Source organism: Devosia algicola (genome assembly GCF_028816455.1).
GTDB lineage: Bacteria > Pseudomonadota > Alphaproteobacteria > Rhizobiales > Devosiaceae > Devosia > Devosia algicola.
The window spans coordinates 1,578,008-1,598,017 of the sequence record NZ_CP118246.1; the positions used below are offsets into that span (position 1 = coordinate 1,578,008).

The 20,010-nt window shown below is 59.3% G+C and carries 18 protein-coding genes and 5 pseudogenes; 18 read left to right on the plus strand and 5 right to left on the minus strand.

The window, feature by feature from the left end; translation table 11 throughout:
• Positions 1-13 precede the first annotated feature (13 nt).
• The 6 genes and pseudogenes from PSQ19_RS08395 to PSQ19_RS08420 form a co-directional block, all read left to right on the plus strand.
• Positions 14-611, plus strand: a pseudogene (locus tag PSQ19_RS08395) (thymidine kinase).
• Positions 608-1,000 carry an acyl-CoA thioesterase gene (locus tag PSQ19_RS08400; protein WP_407649119.1) on the plus strand — a complete coding sequence of 131 codons (393 nt, stop codon included), beginning with the start codon at positions 608-610 and terminating at the stop codon, positions 998-1,000. Before PSQ19_RS08395 ends, PSQ19_RS08400 begins: the two are co-directional and overlap by 4 nt.
• 86 nt (positions 1,001-1,086) lie before the next feature.
• Entirely contained in the window at positions 1,087-1,728 is a 642-nt protein-coding gene (locus tag PSQ19_RS08405) for an SH3 domain-containing protein (RefSeq protein ID WP_282220406.1), read from the plus strand.
• A 224-nt stretch (positions 1,729-1,952) separates the two neighbouring features.
• Entirely contained in the window at positions 1,953-2,585 is a 633-nt protein-coding gene (locus tag PSQ19_RS08410) for an SH3 domain-containing protein (RefSeq protein ID WP_282220407.1), read from the plus strand.
• A gap of 112 nt (positions 2,586-2,697) precedes the next feature.
• On the plus strand, positions 2,698-3,288 hold the full coding sequence (locus PSQ19_RS08415) for a peptidase inhibitor family I36 protein (protein WP_282220408.1): 591 nt from the start codon (positions 2,698-2,700) through the stop codon (positions 3,286-3,288).
• A gap of 155 nt (positions 3,289-3,443) precedes the next feature.
• A pseudogene (locus tag PSQ19_RS08420) lies at positions 3,444-4,001 on the plus strand (SH3 domain-containing protein); the annotation flags it as partial.
• 144 nt (positions 4,002-4,145) lie between these two features.
• Here the strand turns inward: PSQ19_RS08420 and aroC are convergent.
• The 3 genes and pseudogenes from aroC to fabI all read right to left on the minus strand — a co-directional run bounded on the left by aroC (position 4,146) and on the right by fabI (position 6,831).
• Positions 4,146-5,268 (minus strand): annotated as a pseudogene (gene aroC, locus PSQ19_RS08425) (chorismate synthase).
• Positions 5,269-5,326: 58 nt separating this feature from the next.
• Entirely contained in the window at positions 5,327-5,962 is a 636-nt protein-coding gene (locus PSQ19_RS08430; RefSeq protein WP_282220409.1) for a histidine phosphatase family protein, read from the minus strand.
• Between the two features lie 61 nt (positions 5,963-6,023).
• Positions 6,024-6,831 (minus strand): annotated as a pseudogene (gene fabI, locus PSQ19_RS08435) (enoyl-ACP reductase FabI).
• Between fabI and PSQ19_RS08440 the strand changes: the two are divergent.
• The 4 genes from PSQ19_RS08440 to PSQ19_RS08455 all read left to right on the plus strand — a co-directional run bounded on the left by PSQ19_RS08440 (position 6,806) and on the right by PSQ19_RS08455 (position 9,945).
• Complete coding sequence (locus PSQ19_RS08440) at positions 6,806-8,344, plus strand: FAD-binding oxidoreductase (RefSeq protein WP_328517749.1); 1,539 nt, start codon at positions 6,806-6,808, stop codon at positions 8,342-8,344. The pseudogene fabI and the gene PSQ19_RS08440 sit on opposite strands and share 26 nt — an antisense overlap.
• Positions 8,345-8,399: 55 nt before the next feature.
• On the plus strand, positions 8,400-8,771 hold the full coding sequence (locus tag PSQ19_RS08445; protein ID WP_282220410.1) for an ArsR/SmtB family transcription factor: 372 nt from the start codon (positions 8,400-8,402) through the stop codon (positions 8,769-8,771).
• Positions 8,764-9,264 (plus strand): SRPBCC family protein, encoded by a 501-nt coding sequence (locus PSQ19_RS08450; RefSeq protein WP_282220411.1) that lies wholly within the window; start codon positions 8,764-8,766, stop codon positions 9,262-9,264. Before PSQ19_RS08445 ends, PSQ19_RS08450 begins: the two co-directional genes overlap by 8 nt.
• A gap of 117 nt (positions 9,265-9,381) precedes the next feature.
• Entirely contained in the window at positions 9,382-9,945 is a 564-nt protein-coding gene (locus PSQ19_RS08455) for a hemerythrin domain-containing protein (RefSeq protein WP_282220412.1), read from the plus strand.
• On the opposite strand, the gene PSQ19_RS08460 is transcribed toward PSQ19_RS08455, so the two are convergent.
• Positions 9,868-10,674 carry an SOS response-associated peptidase gene (locus tag PSQ19_RS08460; RefSeq protein WP_282220413.1) on the minus strand — a complete coding sequence of 269 codons (807 nt, stop codon included), beginning with the start codon at positions 10,672-10,674 and terminating at the stop codon, positions 9,868-9,870. The genes PSQ19_RS08455 and PSQ19_RS08460 overlap by 78 nt on opposite strands.
• Positions 10,675-10,739: 65 nt before the next feature.
• On the opposite strand from PSQ19_RS08460, the pseudogene PSQ19_RS19800 reads away from it, so the two are divergent.
• From PSQ19_RS19800 to PSQ19_RS08480, 4 genes and pseudogenes are all read left to right on the plus strand, one after another.
• Positions 10,740-10,889 (plus strand): annotated as a pseudogene (locus PSQ19_RS19800) (NUDIX domain-containing protein); the annotation flags it as partial.
• 55 nt (positions 10,890-10,944) lie between these two features.
• A complete protein-coding gene (locus PSQ19_RS08470) occupies positions 10,945-11,163 on the plus strand; it encodes a hypothetical protein (RefSeq protein WP_282220415.1) in 219 nt (72 codons plus the stop codon).
• A gap of 48 nt (positions 11,164-11,211) precedes the next feature.
• Positions 11,212-11,574: a TIGR02301 family protein gene (locus tag PSQ19_RS08475; RefSeq protein ID WP_282220649.1), complete on the plus strand. Its 363-nt coding sequence runs from the start codon at positions 11,212-11,214 to the stop codon at positions 11,572-11,574.
• Between the two features lie 107 nt (positions 11,575-11,681).
• Complete coding sequence (locus tag PSQ19_RS08480; protein ID WP_282220416.1) at positions 11,682-11,960, plus strand: hypothetical protein; 279 nt, start codon at positions 11,682-11,684, stop codon at positions 11,958-11,960.
• An 8-nt stretch (positions 11,961-11,968) separates the two neighbouring features.
• On the opposite strand, the gene PSQ19_RS08485 is transcribed toward PSQ19_RS08480, so the two are convergent.
• Positions 11,969-13,303, minus strand: a complete 1,335-nt coding sequence (locus PSQ19_RS08485; protein ID WP_282220417.1) for a dihydroorotase — start codon at positions 13,301-13,303, stop codon at positions 11,969-11,971.
• A gap of 74 nt (positions 13,304-13,377) precedes the next feature.
• Between PSQ19_RS08485 and ygfZ the strand changes: the two genes are divergently transcribed.
• From ygfZ to PSQ19_RS08505, 4 genes are all read left to right on the plus strand, one after another.
• The gene (gene ygfZ, locus PSQ19_RS08490; protein ID WP_282220418.1) at positions 13,378-14,196 is read left to right on the plus strand and encodes a CAF17-like 4Fe-4S cluster assembly/insertion protein YgfZ; all 819 of its coding nucleotides are present in this window, start codon (positions 13,378-13,380) and stop codon (positions 14,194-14,196) included.
• Between the two features lie 117 nt (positions 14,197-14,313).
• Positions 14,314-14,517 (plus strand): hypothetical protein, encoded by a 204-nt coding sequence (locus PSQ19_RS08495; RefSeq protein ID WP_282220419.1) that lies wholly within the window; start codon positions 14,314-14,316, stop codon positions 14,515-14,517.
• A gap of 82 nt (positions 14,518-14,599) precedes the next feature.
• Positions 14,600-17,143, plus strand: a complete 2,544-nt coding sequence (locus PSQ19_RS08500) for an autotransporter outer membrane beta-barrel domain-containing protein (protein WP_282220420.1) — start codon at positions 14,600-14,602, stop codon at positions 17,141-17,143.
• Positions 17,144-17,631: 488 nt separating this feature from the next.
• Positions 17,632-19,941, plus strand: a complete 2,310-nt coding sequence (locus PSQ19_RS08505; protein ID WP_282220421.1) for an autotransporter outer membrane beta-barrel domain-containing protein — start codon at positions 17,632-17,634, stop codon at positions 19,939-19,941.
• Positions 19,942-20,010: the final 69 nt, after the last annotated feature.

Sequence of the window (20,010 nt, forward strand, 5' to 3'; positions counted from 1 at the left end):
CTGGCGGACGATCATGGCAAAACTCTATTTCTCCTATTCCACAATGAACGCGGGCAAGTCGACGCTTTTGCTGCAGGCCGCCTACAATTATCGCGAACGCGGTATGCGCCCGCTGCTGTTCACCAGTGCCAAATATGCCGAAGGCGGCGTCGGTCGCATCCATTCGCGTATCGGCATTTCCGAGGTCGCCGAGCTTTATGACGAAGGCGTCGATCTATATCAGGTGATCAAGGATCACATTGCTGAAGCCAAGGTCGATTGCGTCTTTGTTGACGAGGCCCAGTTTCTCGACCCCAACCAGGTCTGGCAGGCTCGCCCGCGTGGCTGACCGGCTCAAGGTACCGGTCATGTGCTTTGGCCTGCGCACCGATTTTCGCGGACAATTATTTCCCGGCTCGTCTGAATTGCTCGCCGTTGCCGACACATTGCGCGAAATCCGCACCATCTGCACCTGTGGTGCAAAGGCCACCATGGTGGTACGTCAGAGTCTGGATGGCCGCGTTCTGACCGAGGGCGAACAAGTGTCGGTCGAAAAATCGGCCTATGTGTCCCTGTGCCGCAAACATTGGGAAGAAGCCATTGGCCGCTGGCCGGTAAAAGGACCCGAATGATGATTGCCGATAGCACCGAGCCAACCGGCCAATTGACCATCCGCACCCTGGCGATGCCCGCCGATACCAATCCCGCCGGCGACATATTCGGTGGCTGGGTCATGAGCCAGATGGACATTGCCGGCGCCATCGCGGCGGTCGAGCGTGCCCAGGGCCGCGTCGTCACTGTTGCTGTCGAAGCCATGACCTTTATTGCCCCGGTCAAGGTCGGTGACATTTTGTGCGTCTACACATCCGTAGAACGCACCGGCACCACCTCCATCACCATTGCCGTCGAGGCCTGGGCCCGCCGCCAACGTCTTGCGGACCGGGTCAAGGTCACCGATGGCCGCTTCGTCTATGTGGCTCTAGGCGAGAACGGACAAAAGCGCGCCATACCTTCGGCGTGATTCTGGTTTCTGTTCAGCCAGCGTTCAGCTGACCTGCGTCATATCTGGCGCAGTGCCCGACCATGCGGCCGTCTCTGGGGATCCCTATGAAAACTTTCCGCCACGCCATCACCGCCATTCTTGCCACCGCTACTCTTTTGGCCAGCGCCGCTGCCGCCCTTGCAGCCCCCGGCCAGATCACCGCCAACGTCAATGTCCGCACCGGCCCCGGCACCAGCTATGCCGTCGTTGACATGCTGCGCATCGGCACCAGTGTCGAGGTCACTCAATGTCGCGACAATTGGTGCTATGTCTCGGCCAATCGGACCGCTGGATGGGTTTCGGCTGACTATATCGGCCAGCCGCGCCCGCAACGGCCAACGCCGACCCAGCCGACAACACCGGGTTTCAATTTCGGCATCCAGATCGGCCCTGACGGCGAGCCCAGCTTCAATTTTGGCGTCAATCCGCCGAGCCAGCCCGAACCACAGCGGCCCCAGCGCCCACGGCCGCCGCGTCCACAGCCTCTGCCCCTGCCCGAGCCACCGCCCGTGGATGATATCGCCCAGGCCTGCTTCTACAGCGGCCAGAATTTTTCCGGCAATAGCTTCTGCGTCGAGGAAGGCGAAAGCGTTCGCGCCCTACGGCCCAACTGGAATGATCGCATTCGCTCGGTCGAGCCTGTTCAATGGCGCCACCGTCGACATCTGCACCGACCGCGACCTGTTTGGTACCTGCCAGACCCTTAATCGCAGCCGCAGCCGCTTGGCTCGCCAGGTAGATCGGGAGATCTCCTCGCTCGAAGTCTATTGATCTGAACACGTTATTTTGGCCGCCAGTGTTATGCTGGCGGCCAACGCCATCCATGCCACCGGAACTATTTCCCGCATATCCCCGTTGCTACCCTCACAGAAACGATGCTGCAATTCTGCCATGGTTTAATTGGCGCAGGCAGCACATCAGGGAGCCAACAATGAGACGCCAGACCCGTAAACTGCTGCTCAATATTGCCACCGGGATCGCCGTAGCCATGGCCGCCACGGTTGTTTTCCTGCCCGCAACTCAGGCCGCACCAGCCGAGGCAACGGCAAATGTCAATGTGCGCTCGGGGCCGGGCACCAATTACCGCGTTGTCGATACTTTGATGCGCGGCACCAGCGTCGATGTCGGCTCCTGTCGTGGCAATTTCTGTGAAGTACGCAACCGCCGCACCTCTGGTTGGGTATCAGCCAATTATCTCAGCCGCACCAGCGGCAGCAATTCTAGCCAACCCAATTTCAGTTTCGGCTTTTCAGTAGGCTCGGACGGCCCATCCTTCAGTTTCGGCACCGGCAACCAGCGCCCGCCTGTCGTTCGTCCGGTCGCAAGAGACGTCTGTTTTTATGATCGCAATCGTTATCGCGGCCAGCGGTTCTGCCTCAGCCGCGGTGAAAGCTTGCGCAATCTGGGTGATTTCGCCAACCGCGTCTCCTCGATTCGAAATCCCGACGGTCTGCGCGTCGATGTTTGTGCGCGCCCGCGCTTCCGCGATTGCCGAACCTACACCACCAGCGCCTCCAATCTGCGCAACTTCAACAATACCATCGTATCGGCTCGCGTCCGTTAGTCTTCCTCCCGGAAAAAGGCGTCGCTTCGGCGGCGCCTTTCATCCAATTTAGCGCTTGGAGAAGCCCAGTCCTGCCGCTACTCTGGCCCCAAAGCTGCAATATGGAGCCAAGATGATGCACCGCGTATTCACCCGTTCGGCCAAAATCCTTTTCTCTATACTGGTGCTCCTGGCTCCATTACTCATGAGCCAGCCCGCAAGCGCGGCCCCTCCATACGGGTCCGCCGCCTGGAGCACCACACCGCTTCTCTTGCAATCCGGCCCCGGCAATCGCTATGCCGCCGTCGGCACCATTCCCGAAGATAGCGCCATCCGCGTCGAACGCTGTTCCATGCGTTGGTGCAAGGTGCGCGGCAATGGCCAGTATGGCTGGGCCCCTCAACACGCCATCACATTCGGCCAGACCTCCGCCGATCATTGGTCTGGTCCCCGCTTGAACTACGGCACCGGCGGCAGCGTTTGCCTTTATACCGGCACCAACTATACCGGTGCCTCGCTATGCGCCAGCACCGGCCAGGTGTTCCGCGACCTCGTGTTCTGGGGCAACGACAATCGCTATTCCTCGATCAAGGTCACTGGCACCGCTGGCGCCACGGTTTGTCGCGACGCCCACTTTTCCAGCTATTGCGCCCGGATCGTCAAAAGTCAGCCGGTGCTAAATTCCTACCTCAATAACAACGTCTCCTCGATCCGGGTCTATTGATCCCAAATAAAACGCCGGGCCAGCGTCAATCTGAATGAAATGCTGGTCCCGATAAACACCGCGTTCAGAACGAGTTCAGCCCAATTCCTGTTTAATGCTGTTCATCAACTTGGCTCGCTGATGAGCCTCGAACAGTCAAAACAGGGATTTGAACAATGATCAACAATCGCAAGACTATCGTTTCGACCATCGTCGCCATCGCAATTCTGGGCACAACCGGCGCAGCGCTTGCTGCCGCCGCAGTGGCAACCTCAGCTGTCAATGTTCGCACGGGCCCCGGCACCGGCTACGGCATTGTAGATAGCCTCTACGCCGGTGAAACCGTCGATGTCGAAGGCTGTAACGGCTCCTGGTGTAAAATCCAGCATGTTGGCCCCGATGGCTGGGTCTCCGGCAACTACCTTGCTGCCACAGGTGGCGGCGCGCCAGCACCAGCACCAGCACCAGAGCCCGACATTCCGTTCAACTTCGGGGTGACAGTTGGCCCCGGCGGACCGTCCTTCTCCTTCGGCCTGGGCGATGCGCCACCACCAGCGCCCATCCCGGTTGCTGCCAAGGTTTGCTTTTACAAGAATTCCAACTTCGGCGGCGCCAACTATTGCGTCCAGGCCGGTAAGGTAAAGGGCCATCTCAGCGCCGGCTGGAACAACAAGATTTCGTCGATCAAACTATTCGGCGGCGCACAGGTTCAGGTCTGTAAGGGTGTCGGTTATGCCGCCGGTTGCCGCACACTGAGCAGGCTCGAAAGCCCATCTGGGAACATTCAACAACAAGATCACCAGCTATCAAACCTGGTAGATTTTCAGTACTTAAAACAACGGCGCCGTCCCTTGTGGGCGGCGTTTTGTTGTGACCGGCTAGATATCCTCGTGATTAAATCCGACCGCGCCCTCGCGCCCGGTCTGGCCGCGATGCCGCAGAAAATGGTCGGCCAGAACACACGCCATCATCGCCTCGCCTACTGGCACCGCGCGAATGCCCACACACGGATCGTGCCGCCCTTTGGTGACAATATCGGTGTCCCGATTCTCGGTCGTGACCGTCTGGCGCGGCGTGATGATCGATGACGTTGGCTTGACCGCAAACCGAACCACCACGGGATCGCCGTTAGAAATCCCGCCTAAAATGCCGCCAGCCTGATTGGACAGAAAATAGGGCTTTGACTGCCCGGCTCGCATCTGGTCGGCATTTTCAATGCCCGTCAGGCTCGCCGCTTCCATCCCCGCGCCAATTTCCACGCCCTTGACCGCATTGATACTCATCATTGCCGCCGCCAGGTCGGAACTGAGCCTTGCCATAAATCGGCGCCCCCCAGCCCGCAGGGACATTTTCGGCCACAATTTCAATCACGGCACCGACTGAATTGCCGGCCTTGCGAATGTCATCGAGATAATCCGCCCACAGCGTCGCCGCCGTGGCATCGGCGCAAAAGAACGGGTTCTGACCAACCTGTTCCCAGTCAAAATTGGCATAATCGATCTTGTGCGGTCCAACTTGCACCAGGCTTGCCCGGATATTGACGTCCCCCACCACCAACCGTGCAATCGCACCCGCCGCCACCCGAGCCGCCGTCTCGCGCGCCGATGTGCGCCCGCCGCCGCGATAGTCGCGAATGCCATATTTCTGGTGATAGGTATAGTCAGCGTGCCCAGGCCGATATTTGTCGCGGATTTCCGAATAATCCTTGGAGCGCTGATCGGTGTTTTCGATTACCAGCGAAATTGGCGTCCCCGTAGTGCGGGGGCCATCGGTGCGCTCGTCTTCAAACACCCCCGACAGGATTTTGACCGCGTCGGCCTCGCGTCGTTGCGTGGTGAATTTGGATTGCCCCGGCTTGCGCCGGTCAAGGTCGCGCTGAATGATCTCCGGCGTTAGCGTCAGGCCCGCCGGACACCCATCCACCACAACGCCCAGCGCCGGTCCGTGGCTTTCGCCCCAGGTGGTAAAGCGGAACATCTGGCCAAATGTATTGAACGACATGGCAAAAAACCCTTTGCGCGCGATAGGGCTTTCTAGGCACCGCCACCGCCAAGGTCAATCAGCCCTTGGTGCCCGCCACATCATCCCAGCCGATGAATTCGACCTTGCCTTCGTTGAAATGCAGGATCACATCCTGAGGCGGCGACCAGTTCAGAATTTTTTTGATCGACGCATGCTCGATCAATACGCGCAACACCCGCGCAATCCCGCCATGGGCCACCACCACTGATGGACCGCCCATGCCCAGTGCAAAATCACTGATCCGGGCTTCCACATCGACGTAATTCTCGCCGTCTTGGGGGCGAAATTCCCAGTAACTGGCATCGCGTTTTCCCGGGGCAACCGCAAGGTGCTGGTCCAGTTCCTCGTGCAGCAGCCCTTCGAGCGCCCCAAAGGATATTTCCACCAGCCGTTCATCAATGATGACCTCGGGTAAATCCGTCTTGAACGATGCGCGCACCCGCTCCATGGTTTCGCGCGTCCGCCCCAAAGGCGATGCGTGCCATTCCAGCCCCGCCGGATCAATTTGCCGCGCCGCGAAGAGCGCTGCCAGCGTGCGTCCGTTCTGATTGGCCTGCCCCTGTCCTTTTTCGTTCAGCGGAATATCACGCCGCCCCTGATAGCGGCGCTCCGCGTTCCAAGCGGTTTCCCCATGGCGAATGAAATAGATTTCGGGCCAGACCAGGGCAGTCATTTAACGGGCTCACTTGGTTGATGTCTGGTGCGTTTACCGCAACGGTATGGCAGCGATACGACTATTCAGTTGCGGGGGCGTCCTGATCCATCAGTTTCATGCCCACGACATTGAAACCGGCATCCACATAATGGATTTCGCCAGTTACCCCGCTCGACAGATCGCTGAGCAGATAAAGCGCTGAACCGCCGACCTCGTCGGTCGTCACATTCTTGCGCAGCGCCGAATTGGCTTCCTGCCAGTGCAACATGTCGCGCAGCCCCGAAATACCGGATGCCGCCAGCGTCTTGATCGCACCCGCAGAAATCGCATTGACGCGAATGCCCTTCTTGCCCATGTCGACCGCCAGATAGCGAACCGATGCTTCCAGCGCCGCCTTGGCCACGCCCATCACATTGTAATTGGGCACATATTTGGCCGCGCCATAATAGGTCAGCGTCAAAAGCGATCCGCCCGGATTGAGCAGCGCTTCAGCCCGCTTGGCCACTGCCGTGAACGAATAGACCGAGATATTCATCGTCAGCGCGAAATTGTCGGGGCTGGTGTCGATATAGCGCCCCTCAAGGCTCTTCCTTGTTGGAAAAACCGATGGCATGAACGACAAAATCCAGATTGCCCCAACGGTTCTTGATCTCGGCAAATGTCTTGTCCATTGCCGCTTCGTCACTGACATCGCACTCGACCAGAAAATCCGACCCGACTTCGGCTGCCAGTGGTTCAACCCGGCGCTTGAGCGCCTCCCCCTGATAAGAAAAACACATTTCCGCACCCTGCGCGTGCAGGGCCTTGGCAATGCCCCAGGCGATTGACCGATTGTTCGCCAGCCCCATGATCAAGCCGCGCTTGCCCACCATCAAACCGTTGGTCATCGTAATTTCCTCATTCCTGTTTGTCTCGCTTGTGCCACAGCCCGCCCAGACCGGCAAGGTTTCGCTTTTCCCAATCTCCGCCTGCGATTATGGTGCGCCCATGTCATTGCCCCCTTCCCAGATTATTGCCGCGCTCGCCGCCATTGTCGGCCCCGCCCACCTGATTTCGCAGCCCCAACAGATGGGCCCCTATCTCAACGAACCGCGCAAGCGCTTCCACCAACCAGCCCTGGCGGTCGTTCTGCCCGGCGCCGTCGCCGAAGTTCAGGCCATCGCCCGCTATGCCAACGCCAATGGCGTTGCGCTGATTCCCCAGGGCGGCAACACCGGCCTTGTCGGCGCACAGGTCCCCTTGAGCGGACACGAGGTGATCATTTCCCTCGCCCGCCTCAATGGCGTGCGCAACATCGATGTCGCTGCCGGCACCATGACCGTTGAGGCCGGTCTCATCCTTGAAGAAGCCCACAAGGCCGCCGAAGCCGAAGGGGCCATGTTCCCCCTGTGGATCGCCTCGCAAGGCTCAGCCCGCATTGGCGGTGTCCTCTCCTCCAACGCCGGTGGGGTCAACGTTTTGGCCTATGGCAATGCCCGCGAACTCTGCATGGGCGTTGAAGCGGTCCTGGCCGATGGTCGCCTCTATAACGGTCTCACCTCCCTGAAAAAAGACAATACCGGCTATGATCTCAAGGACCTTCTGGTCGGCGCCGAAGGCACCCTTGGCATCATCACCGCCGCCACCCTCAAGATTTTCGTCCAACCCGAAGATTATGAAACAGCGCTCGTCAGCCTCACTTCGCCCGACGCGGCGCTCACCCTGTTTCAGGCCATGCGCGAACGCACCGGCGCGCGCCTCAATGCCTTTGAACTGATCCCCTGGATCGGCCTCGATATCCAGTTGCGCCACAAGATGCTCGACGCCGATCCAACCGCCGACACATCACCCTGGTACGGCTTGATCGAAGTCTCTCGCATGAAAGGCGGCCCCACCGGCACGCTGCAGGCAGCGCTTGAAACCGCCTTTGAGCAGGAATGGATCACCAATGCCGTGCTGGCTGAATCGCTGGCCGACCGCACCCACATGTGGGCCTTCCGCGAACAGATGAGCGAATGCCAGTCCCGCGAAGGCGCCTCGATCAAGCACGATGTGTCCGTGCCCATCGCCAATGTCCCCGCCCTGATCGCCGAGGGCATAAAGGCCGTCGAACACCTTGTCCCCGGCATTCGCGCCGTGCCGTTCGGCCATATGGGCGATGGCAATATTCACTTCAATTTCAGCCAGCCCGTTGGGGCCGATCCCAAAACCTTCAGGGCCGGTGCTGATCCCATCCACACGGCCATTTACGAAATCGTGCTCAAACTCGGCGGCTCCGTTTCGGCCGAACACGGCATCGGCCAGCTCAAGACCGAATTGCTCAAACAAGTCAAAGACCCGGTCGCGCTCGAAATGATGCACGCCATCAAACAGGCGCTCGATCCCAACAACATCCTCAACCCCGGCAAGATGCTGACCTGATCGCCAGACTGGCCAAGTCTTGACTCGGCGTTGCAATTTATATAACCTTTTTGTTATGGAAGAAAACGGTTATACACACCAACAGCCCGACCTCGACATCATATTTGGCGCCCTCGCCGATCCGACCCGGCGGGCAATATTGTCGCGTCTGGCCACCGGTCAGGCCTCGGTCAACGAATTGGCCGCTCCCTTCCAGATGAGCCAGCCTGCCGTTTCGCGCCATTTGAAAGTTCTTGAAAAAGCCGGCCTGATCCAGCGCGAAGTCGACGAACAACGCCGCCCCGCCCGCTTGCGCGCCGACAATATGGCGCTGGCGGTCAATTGGCTCGACGAATTCAGAGCCTTTTGGGGCACCAGCTTTGATCGGCTGGACGATGTGTTGGTCGACCTGCAATCAAAACCCACCGAGGAACAAAACCATGAGTAAGCTCCCGGAATATCAGCTCGACCGTCTGTTTAACGCCCCCCGCGCCCTTGTCTGGCGCACCTGGACCGAGCCGGAACTTTTGGCGCGCTGGTACGGTCCGGGGGTGGAAACCATCATTCACCAATTCGATCTCGAACCCGGCGGGGTCTGGCTCAACGAAATGAAATGGGCCGACAAATCCATCAAGAGCAAGGCCCTGTTCAAGCAAGTCCAGACCGAACAAAAGCTGGTCTGGCACCATTCCTCAACCGATGCCGATTGGAATATTGCTGCCAATCCGATGATGCCGGATTGGCCGCGCACCCTGTTGACCACCGTCACTTTCTCGGACGCTGACGCCCAGACCAAGGTACGCCTCACCCAGATCCCCATTGATCCGACCGAGGCCGAAATCGCCTGCTTTGCCGAAAAAATGTCCGGCATGGATAATGGCTGGGCCAGCGGCTACAAGATCATCGATGAGATGCTTGCCGAACTCGCATCCGGCAAATAGCAGACCACGACGCTCAACAGCGCCAAACAAGCGTCCGCCGCCATGGCGGGCGTGTCACCCCTTGATCATGCCCTTCCGACGTCCCATCTCGCATCCACCGGATCTGAGAGAATTTTCATGCACGACGATGAAATCCAATATCTGGACGACGCCACGCGTCCCCAGCCGCCAAAACTTGAGGGTCTGACCGAAGCGCAAAAAGCGCCCGGCCAGCATCTCAAAATGATCCACGATCATTTGCGCCAGAATATGGACGTGCTCGGCAAGATGATCGAACGCGCCAGCGCCGGCACCGTGACGCCCGCCGAGATCGAAGCCGAAACAGCAGCGCTGAGCATGGTCCATAATTATCGTCGGTTCGGTAATCTGTGCGGCCAGCATTGCCAGATCGTCAACACCCACCATTCCATCGAAGACTATGCCATCTTTCCTGAATTGGCCAAACAGGGCGATATTTTTTCTAAAATCGCCAATCGCTTGCAGGAAGAACATGTCATTGTACATCAACTATTGCTAAAGCTGGTCGACGCCCTCAATGCGCTGGCCCGCGACCCGGACGAAGCCAATTTCACTGCCGCCCGCGATCACTATCACAAGCTGGAATCAGTCCTGCTCTCCCATCTCGGCTACGAGGAAGAGTCCATCGGCGACGCTTTGGGCTATTTCGAAATCGGCGTCTAAAACAAGTCGAGCCTGCCCGCCGCCCCCGACCCGCTTTGTGGGCGATGGCTCGGGCCGGTCGAGCGTCACCGCCTCGATCAGCCCCGGCTCATCGATGCGCGCTGAATTGACCCGGCTTGATACGGGGTGGAACTTGACCAGTCCCGGTCCCAGCGGCAACGCCAACTGCACCGCGCGCTTGGCATTGACCTCGCGCACATTGAGCCACTCATCAACCCCTTGCTGGTCCAGAATGGCCGGCATCCGGTCATGAATATGCGCCAGATCGGCGTTCGCGGGCACGGTAATGGTGGCCACCGTATCCACTTCCTCTCCCTCTGGCCCGACCCATGTCGAATAAAGCCCAGCCAGCGCCAGCGGCTCATCATTGGCCAGCGTGATATAATAGGGTTGCTTTTTCTTGTCCGGTCCGGTGTGCCATTCATAATAGCCGCTGGCTGGCAGGATGCATCGACCGTGCTTGAGCGCATCGCGAAAAGTCGGTTTTTCCGCCATGGTTTCACTGCGCGCATTGATCACCAGTGGAAAGTCGCGCGGGTCCTTGACCCAGCGCGGCATCAATCCCCAACGGGCCAGATGCACCTGCCGCTCGCCCGAAATTTCCCAGATCGCGGGCACCGGCTGGGTCGGCGCGATATTGAAGCGCGACACCAGCGGAATCATGTTGAGCGGCCTGAACAGCTTTGCCATCAGTTCTGGTGACAGCGTCGAGGCATAGCGTCCGCACATATCTGGCTCCTTCGTTCATCTTTTAGCGCTAATCTGTCGGTATCGAAATCGCAAATGGATCGCCCATGTCCAGCCCGTACATTGCCACCCCACCCGTCTCAGCCGTTCCCAGCGCCGCCAGTGTCGCCTTGATCCGGCTCGACAAGGTTTTGCTGATTCAACGCGCCTTCGCTCCCTATCAGAACCTCTGGACCCTGCCCGGCGGCCGCATCGAGCCCGGCGAAACCATCGAGCAGTGCGCCGCCCGGGAAGCTCAAGGAGGAACTGGGTTTGACCGTTTTCAACCTCACCCCGGTCCTGACGCAGGCCCTGGGGCAAAACCAGCAATTCCAACTGGCAGTTTTTACCACCACCAGCTTCGAAGGCCGGATCCTGCCTTCAAACGAAATCAAGGCCCATCAATGGATCGCCCCGTCGGTCATCGGCGCTTTGCGCACCACAACACGTCTCGATTCTGTGCTCCAAGCGGCCTTCGCGCTCAGCCGCTGACCTGCTAGACAGTCTTGATCCCAATATCCGGAAACCGCCTTGCCCATCATGTCAAAAATCCTGTTGCCTGTGGCCATCATTCTTGCCCTCGCCGCCCCCGCCACCGCCCTTGATCCGCTCTATCAGCGCCAGATGGAGCGGCTGTCCGAGATCATGGGCAGCCTCTATTTTCTGCAACCGCTTTGCCAGCCCGACGCCGACGACTGGCGCGCTCAGATGGCCGACCTGATCAATCTCGATGAACCCGACGAAGACCGGCGCCAGCGCCTCGCCGGCGCTTTCAATCAGGGCTATACCGCCTATGCCCGCTTTCATCACAGCTGCACACCGTCCGCCCGTGAGGCGCTGACCCGGCTCTTGAGCGAGGCGGAAAAGCTGGCGCGCACCATTCATGCCCGCTACGCCGAATGATGCCCGACCACGCGGTTTTCCACAGCAGGAAGCAATTTGCCGACCGGCGTTAACCTTTGAGTGACTTCTTGCGGGCCTGCCGCCGGGAGCCATGCTACCCAGTCCTTATGAGCGTCATAAAACCAACACCACCATCATCGCCCGTCGATGGCCCGCTGGATCAGGACCAGTCCGAACGCCAGTTGGCGCTCGAATATCTGGCCGAAGCCTGGAATACGGCTGAAGACGAGGGCGTCGAAACCCTGGCGCTGGCCCATGCGTCCCTGTTTGCGGCGCTGGCGACCTTTGTCAAAATGCATGGTGATGACGCAACCGCTGCCCTGGTCGAGCAATTGCCTGATCGCATCCGCGCCGGCGAATACAACCTGGATCGCGTCCTGCAATAGTCGCGGTTTCAGCCCTCAGCCGATAGCGCTTCCAGAAATCGCATTGGCTGGCCGATTGACGGCGTCACCAATTCGCCCTGCCACATCACGGTCTGTCCGCGCACAATCGTGCCCACCGGCCAGCCGGTAACCGACACCCCGTCATAGGGCGTCCAGCCGGTTTTACTCGCCACCCAATCATTGGTGATCGTCTCGGTGCGTTTGAGATCAACAATGGTCAGGTCCGCATCATAACCCACGGCAATCCGCCCCTTCTTGGCAATGCCAAACAGCCGGTTCGGTCCTGCCGAACTCATATCGACAAACCGCGCCAGGCTCATTCTACCGGCATTGACGTGATCCAGCATAATCGGCACCAGCGTCTGCACCCCGGTCATGCCCGATGGCGAAGATGGATAGGATTTGGCCTTGTCCGCGCGACTATGGGGGGCATGATCGGACCCCAAGACATCGGCAACCCCATTATCTACCCCCGCCCATATCCCGGCCCGATGTGCCGCGTCGCGCACCGGCGGGTTCATCTGCGCATAAGTGCCCAATCTGGTGTAAGCCGTCTCGTCCAGCGTCAGATGGTGCGGGGTGACTTCAACACTGGCCACATCCTTGTTTTCAGCCAGAAACACCATTTCCTCGGCAGTCGAAATATGCAGCACGTGAATGCGCTTGCCCGTCTTGTGCGCCAGCGCCACCAGCCGTTTGGTGCACAGCATCGCCGCTTCCGCATCACGCCACACCGGGTGGCTCGAAACATCCCCGGCGACCTGAAATTGCTTGCGCGCCTCCAGCCGATATTCATCCTCGGAATGAAACGCTGCCCGCCGCGAAATCGCGCTCAATATCGCTTCAACCCCATCATCGTCCTGCACCAGCAGAGAACCGGTGGACGACCCCATGAAAACCTTGACCCCCGCACACCCCGGCAGCTTTTCCAGCATCGCCAGTTCGCCAACATTGTCGTGCGTGCCGCCAATATAGAACGCAAAATCGCAGTGCATGCGATTGCTGGCCCGGGCAATCTTGTCGTCAAACGCCGCCTTGGTGACCGTCAGCGGGTTGGTATTGGGCATTTCGAAAACGCCAGTCACCCCGCCCATCACCGCCGAAAGCGATCCCGATTGCAGATCTTCCTTATATTCACCACCCGGCTCGCGAAAATGCACCTGGCTGTCAATCACGCCCGGCAGAATATGCAGCCCCGTGCAATCCTCGACCCGGTCGGCGCTGTCGTCCCCAAGCGCGCCGAGCGCCACGATCCGCCCGCCCCGCACCCCGACATCGCCCAACCCTTCACCATCGTGATTGACCAGCGTACCGTTCTTGAAAATCACGTCATAGTGCGCCATGTCTGGGGTCCGTTCGCAAATAGTGGGGCTGTGGCGCCGGTTTAGCGGATGCTGCGCCAAAGGGGCAAGCGAGTATGAGTATTTCTTTGCGTGCCGATCGCGCCATTTTCAAATTTTCCGGCCCCGAAGCCCACAAATTGCTCAACGATGTGGTCACGGGCCATATCCCCACTTCAAGCGACATTGCCGCCTGGTGGGCGCTGTTGTCGCCACAGGGTAAAATTCTGGCCGAAGGCATGGCCGGCTGGGCTGATGACGCCCTCTGGCTTGATGTGCACGCCGCCGTCGCCGACGATTTTTTCAAGCGCTTGAAAATGTACCGCCTCCGCGCCAAGGCCGAGATTGAGGATCTGCGCGTGACCCACCGCCTCGGTTATGCCGAAGGCCCGAGCCATCTTGCCCACCGCCAGCAGATCGGCCCGGTCAATCTCGGCTGGCGTCTCATCGCCCCGGTTGAGCAAACCACCGACTGGGCCGACGATAAAGCCTATGCCAGCGCCCGCATCAGAGCGGGAATTTGCGAACTGGGTCAGGATTTCGAACCCAACCAGCTTTTCGCCCATGATATCGCCATGGATATTCTGGGCGGCATCGATTTTGCCAAGGGTTGCTATGTCGGTCAGGAAGTCGTCAGCCGCATGAAACACCGCGGCACCGCCCGCCGCCGCCCGGTTCTGATCACCAATACCACCGCCCCCAGCGGTACCCCGGTCATGGCCAATGGTCGCGAGGCGGGCACCCTCGGCCGCGTCCTCAACCATCAGGCCGTCGCCATCCTTCGCCTTGATCGCCTGACCGATCCCACCGCCATCACCGCCGCCGACACGCCCACTGCCCTCGCCGTCCCCGATTGGGCCACATACCAGTTGGGCGATTCCACCACCGAACAATAGATCGGCGGTAGATATGCCCAAAAGCGCAGTATCATTCTGGATATCGGCAACAACATCTTCGGGTTGCAGCAAACAACGCCAATAATCTGTTGCTAAACCGCCACGCATCGACGAATTTTGATCCAACCGCTGCTGGCGCGTTTGGCATTAGTTTGCCGCGCCAGCACCCGTCCGCTCAAAAATGATCCTAAAAATCAAAGAAATTGGCTCACCACCGGCACATTATCTTTAAGCCGCGCTCTTTTACTATCTCGCCTCATTTTAGCCGCATCTATTGCAATGTCAGCGGTTTTGCATGCTAATGATCGGATAGAAATCTGATTGATTTATTGTTTTGGGCCGCTTGGGGGCAGGCTGGCAATTGGTACGCCGCCCTTGGTCGCTGCATTTTAAAGGTTACACAATGGTTCTGTCCAAGCGCAATTTGTTCGCTGGCGCTGCAATCTTGCCCATGCTGCTCACCGCCACAGCGCTGGCCGCCAGTTTTACCATCAGCAATGGTCAAACCGAAACCACGCAGCAGACCCTGAGCGATCCCAACGACACCGGAACAATCGAGTCTGGCGGCACCGTCAGCACCACGGGTATTAACAACCCCGCTGTCCAAATGTCCAATACTGGCCAGTCCACCACCAATAGTGGCAGCATCAGCACCACGGGTCGAAACGCCGACGGCATATATTCCAGCGGTTCCGCCGCCACCATCACTAATGGTGGCAGCATCAGCATCACGGGCGAAAACGCCTTCGGTATTTACTCCCGCGGCGCCACCGCCCGTATCACCAATAGCGGCACTATCGCCACCACCGGCGACAGCAGTGGCGGCATTTATTCCAGCGCCCTCGCCGCCAGCATCACCAATAGTGGCACCATCAGCACCAAAGGCAACTCCGCTTTCGGCATTGCTTCCAACGGTGCCACGGCCACTATCAGCAACAGCGGCACCATCAGAACCACGCGCGACGATGCCAGCGGCATTTATTCCACCGACGCCACTGCCAGCATCACAAATAGCGGCAGCATTAGCACCACCGGCGAGGATGCCTACGGCATCCGTTCCGAGGGCGACACCGCCAGCATCACCAATAGCGGCGCCATTAACACCACCGGCAACAGTGCCCGCGGCATCGATTCCTCCGGCGACACCGCCAGCATCACCAATAGCGGCACCATCAGCACTGCGCGCAGTTATGCCTACGGCATTTATTCCGATGGCCTGAACGCCACCATCACCAATAGCGGCAGCATCAGCACTGCGGGCGAGGATGCCTACGGCTTCTATGCCGATGGCCTGAACGCCACCATCACCAATAGTGGCTCCGTCAACACCACCGGCGAGGATGCCATCGGCATCAATTCCGAGGGCCCCACAGCCAGCATCACCAACAGTGGCCGCATCAACGCCACCGGCAAGTATGGCTACGGCATCAATTCCTCGGGCGCCAACGCCGCCATCACCAATAGCGGCAGCATCAGCACTGCGGGTCAATCTGCTAGAGGCATCTATACCGGCAATTCCGCCAGTATCACCAACAGTGGCAGCATCAGCACCACCGGCGAGGGAGCCCACGGCATCGATGTCAGCACCAAGGGTTCTGCCAACACCACAGTCATTAATACCGGCACGATCAGCACGACTGGCGTCGACGCCATCGGCATCGATGCAGACGGAAGCGTGACCGCCACGGTCACCAATAGCGGCACCGTCATTAGCCAGCAAAGCGACGCGTTCCATTTTGGGTCCGCAAATGGCACGCTGAACCTGCTGCCCGGCACGCTCATTCAGGGCGGCATGACCTTTGAGCAGCCCGCCACGGCCACCCTCAATATCGGTCCCGGCTTTGCCAATGCCGCCTTTACCCTGACCGGCATGCCGACAACCATCAATACCAATGGCCAGCCCTATGTCGTTAGCGGCAATATTGTGGCGCTGGTCAATCCCACCGGCTTTGATGGCGCCAGCACCATGCTGACCCAAAGCACCCGCGCCATTGCCGATGTGATTGATAGTCACAGCGCCTCCCCGGCCAGCGGCGGCACCGGCCCGTCCTCGGCTCTTGGCTATGCCGCCAGCAACGGCAATCAGGCCACCAGCGCAACCGCCACCATGGCCAGCGCTGGCCAGCCCACCGCCAATGGTCTGGCCTGGTGGAGCGACGTCTTTGGCGGCTATCGTCATCAGGGCAATCGCGATTATGTGCAGGGCGGCGTCATTGCCGGCCTGGATGGATCATTGGCGCCCAACACCACTGCAGGCGTCTTTGTTGGTGCGGCAACCGGCCGCCCTCAGGGCACCGCCACCCGCACCGACAGCACCAGCCTGTTTGGCGGTGCCTATCTCGATCAGCGGGTGCAAGCCATGTTCGCCAAATTCGCCGTTACCGGTGGCGTCATGCTCAACAACCGCAACCGGCAGGTGCTCAACAATCTGGCCCCCGGTGGTTTTGATACAGCCAGCGCCAATTTCAACGGCTTCTTCATCAGCCCCTCGGTTACCGTCGGGATCGACCAGCAGGTCAAGGGCATGGTCATCACCCCCAGCCTGCGCCTGCGCTATGCCGGTCTGTTCCAGAACGGCTATAGCGAAACCGGCTCGATCGCCAATCTGACAATTGGCAATCAAAACACCCACGTGCTTGAAGTGCGCGCCCAACTCAATGCCGCGCTCGACACCCGCCACACCGAAAATGGCGATATCAATACCTCGGTGCGCGCCGGTGTTGATGGCATTTTCACCCGAGGCGACGCGATCACCGCCAATCTGCTGGGCACTGGCCTCACCCTGGCCGGCAGCACCAATACCAGCGAGGCACGCGGCTTTGTCGGCCTCGACACTGCCTTTAATGCCTATAACGGTGTCAACTTCACCGCCGGGGTGGAAGCCGGTTATTCCACCACCAACGCTTTCACCGTCTCCGCCAATATCGGTGCCAAAGGCCGCTTCTAAAGCATTCAGACCCGACCGGAAAACCGGTCGGGCAGCTTCGTTGCTAAATATAACGCCAGCCAAAACATCGCCGCCGAACAATAGTTTACGGGCGGACTCGCCCAATATTGCAGTATTGATCCCGATATCGGCATTAACCTCTTCAGATTTCTGAAAAACAACACCAATATACTGTTGCTTAATCGCCACGCATCGACGAATTTTGATCCAACCGCTGCTGGCGCGTTTGGCATTAATTTGCCGCGCCAGTACGCGCCTGTTCAAAAAAACTATAGAAATCAGATAAATAGTCTCGCCGTCGACGCTTAATCTTTAGGCCGCACCCATTTACCTTTCTCGCCTCATTTTAGCCGCATCTATTGCAATGTCAGCGGTTTTGCATACTAATGATTATATAAGAAATTATTTGATTTTGTTTTGGGCCGCTTGGGGGCAGGCTGGCAATTGGTACGCCGCCCTTGGTCGCTGCATTTTAAGGGTTACGCACAATGGTTCTGTCCAAGCGCAATTTGTTAATCGGCACCGCAATCCTGCCGCTATTGCTCACCGCCACCGCGCTGGCCGCCAGTTTCACCATCATCAACGGCCAAACCGAAACCACCACGCAGACCCTCAGCGATCCCAACGACACCGGTACGATCGAGGCGGGCGGCACCCTTGCAACCGGCGCTAACCCCGCTCTCCTAATGCTCAGTACTGGCCAGTCAACCACCAATAGCGGCACCATCAGCACCTCGGGCGCCGCCACCTACGGCATTTCATCCAGCGGCGCCACCGCCACCATCACCAACAGTGGCACCGTCAATACGTCCGGCAACAGCGCCAACGGCATCTATTCCAGCGGCGCCACCGCCACCATCAGCAATAGCGGCACCATCAGCACCTCGGGCGCCGCCGCCCACGGCATTTATTCCAGCGGTACCGCCGCCACCGCCACCATCACCAATAGTGGCGCCATCAACACTGCGGGCAATAACGCCGCCGGCATTGTTTCCGCCGGCGTCACTGCCAGCATCACCAATAGTGGCACCATCAGCACCTTGGGCCAGTACGCCAACGCCATCTATTCCAACGGCCCCGCCGCCACCATCACCAATAGCGGCACCATCAGCACCGCGGGCGATAACGCCTACGCCATTTTTTCCGCCGGCGTTACCGCCAACATCACCAATAACGGCACCATCAGCATCTCAGGCGATAGCGCCTTGGGCGTCTATTCCAACGGCGCCACCGCCACCATTGTCAATAATGGCACCGTCAATACGTCCGGCATCGGCGCCTTGGGCCTCTATTCCGCCGGTAGCAACTCGGTTATCACCAATAACGGCACCGTCAATACGACCGGAAAGGCCGCCAGTGGAATTTATGCCTACGGCAGCACCGCCACCGTCGCCAATAGCGGCGCCATCAGCACCTCCGGCGACAACGCCGCCGGCATCCGTTCCAACCGCGACACTGTCACCATTACCAATAGCGGCACCATCAAAGCGACGGGCTTCAACGCCATGAGCATTGATGCCACCGACCTCAACGCCACCGTCACCAATAGCGGCACGCTCATCAGCCAGCAGTCCAATGCCGTCAGATTTGACAGCAACAATGGCACGCTGAACCTGCTGCCCGGCACCCTCATTCAGGGCGGCATCGCATTTAGTGATCCCGGCACGGCAACCCTTGATATCGGTCCCGGCTTTGCCAATGCTGCCTTTACCCTGACCGGCATGCCGACAACCATCAATACCAATGGCCAGCCCTATGTGGTCAGCGGCAATATTGTGGCGCTGGTCGATCCCACCGGCTTTGATGGCGCCAGCACCATGCTGACCCAAAGCACCCGCGCCATTGCCGATGTGATTGATAATCACACAGCCTCCCCGGCCAGCGGCGGCACCGGCCCGTCCTCGGCTCTTGGCTATGCCGCCAGCAACGACAATCAGGCCACTAACGCGGCTGCCGTCATGGCCATCGCTGGCCAGCCCACCGCCAACGGTCTGGCCTGGTGGAGCGACGTCTTTGGCGGCTATCGTCATCAGGGCAATAGCGATTATGTACAGGGCGGCGTCATTGCCGGTCTGGATGGATCATTGGCGCCCAACACCACTGCAGGCGTCTTTGTTGGTGCGGCAACCGGCCGCCCTCAGGGCACCGCCACCCGCATCGACAGCACCAGCCTGTTTGGCGGTGCCTATCTCGATCAGCGGGTGCAAGCCCTGTTCGCCAAATTCGCCGTTACCGGTGGCGTCATGCTCAACAACAGCAACCGGCAGGTGCTCAACAATCTGGCTCCCGGCGGCGTTGATACCGCCAGCGCCAATTTCAATGGCTTCTTCATCAGCCCCTCGGTTACCGTCGGGATCGACCAGCAGGTCAAGGGCATGGTCATCACCCCCAGCCTGCGCCTGCGCTATGCGGGTCTGTTCCAGAACGGCTATAGCGAAACCGGCTCGATCGCCAATCTGACAATTGGCAATCAAAACACCCATGTGTTTGAAGTGCGGGCTCAGGTCAATGCAGCGCTCGACACCCGCCACACTGAAAATGGCGATCACAATACCTCGGTTCGCGCTGGTGTTGATGGCATTTTCACCCGAGGCGACGCCATCACCGCCAATCTGCTGGGCACTGGCCTGACGCTCGCGGGCAGCACCAATACCAGCGAAGCACGTGGCTTTGTCGGTCTCGACACTGCCTTTAACGCCTATAACGGTATCAACTTCACCGCCGGGGTCGAAGCCGGTTATTCCACCACCAACGCCTTCACCGTCTCTGCCAATGTCGGTGCCAAGGGTCACTTCTAGGCTTTATCCGACCGGGAAGCCGGTCGGGTAACCCCTCGCCCACCAAAGCCATTTGGCGAATCGCCGCCC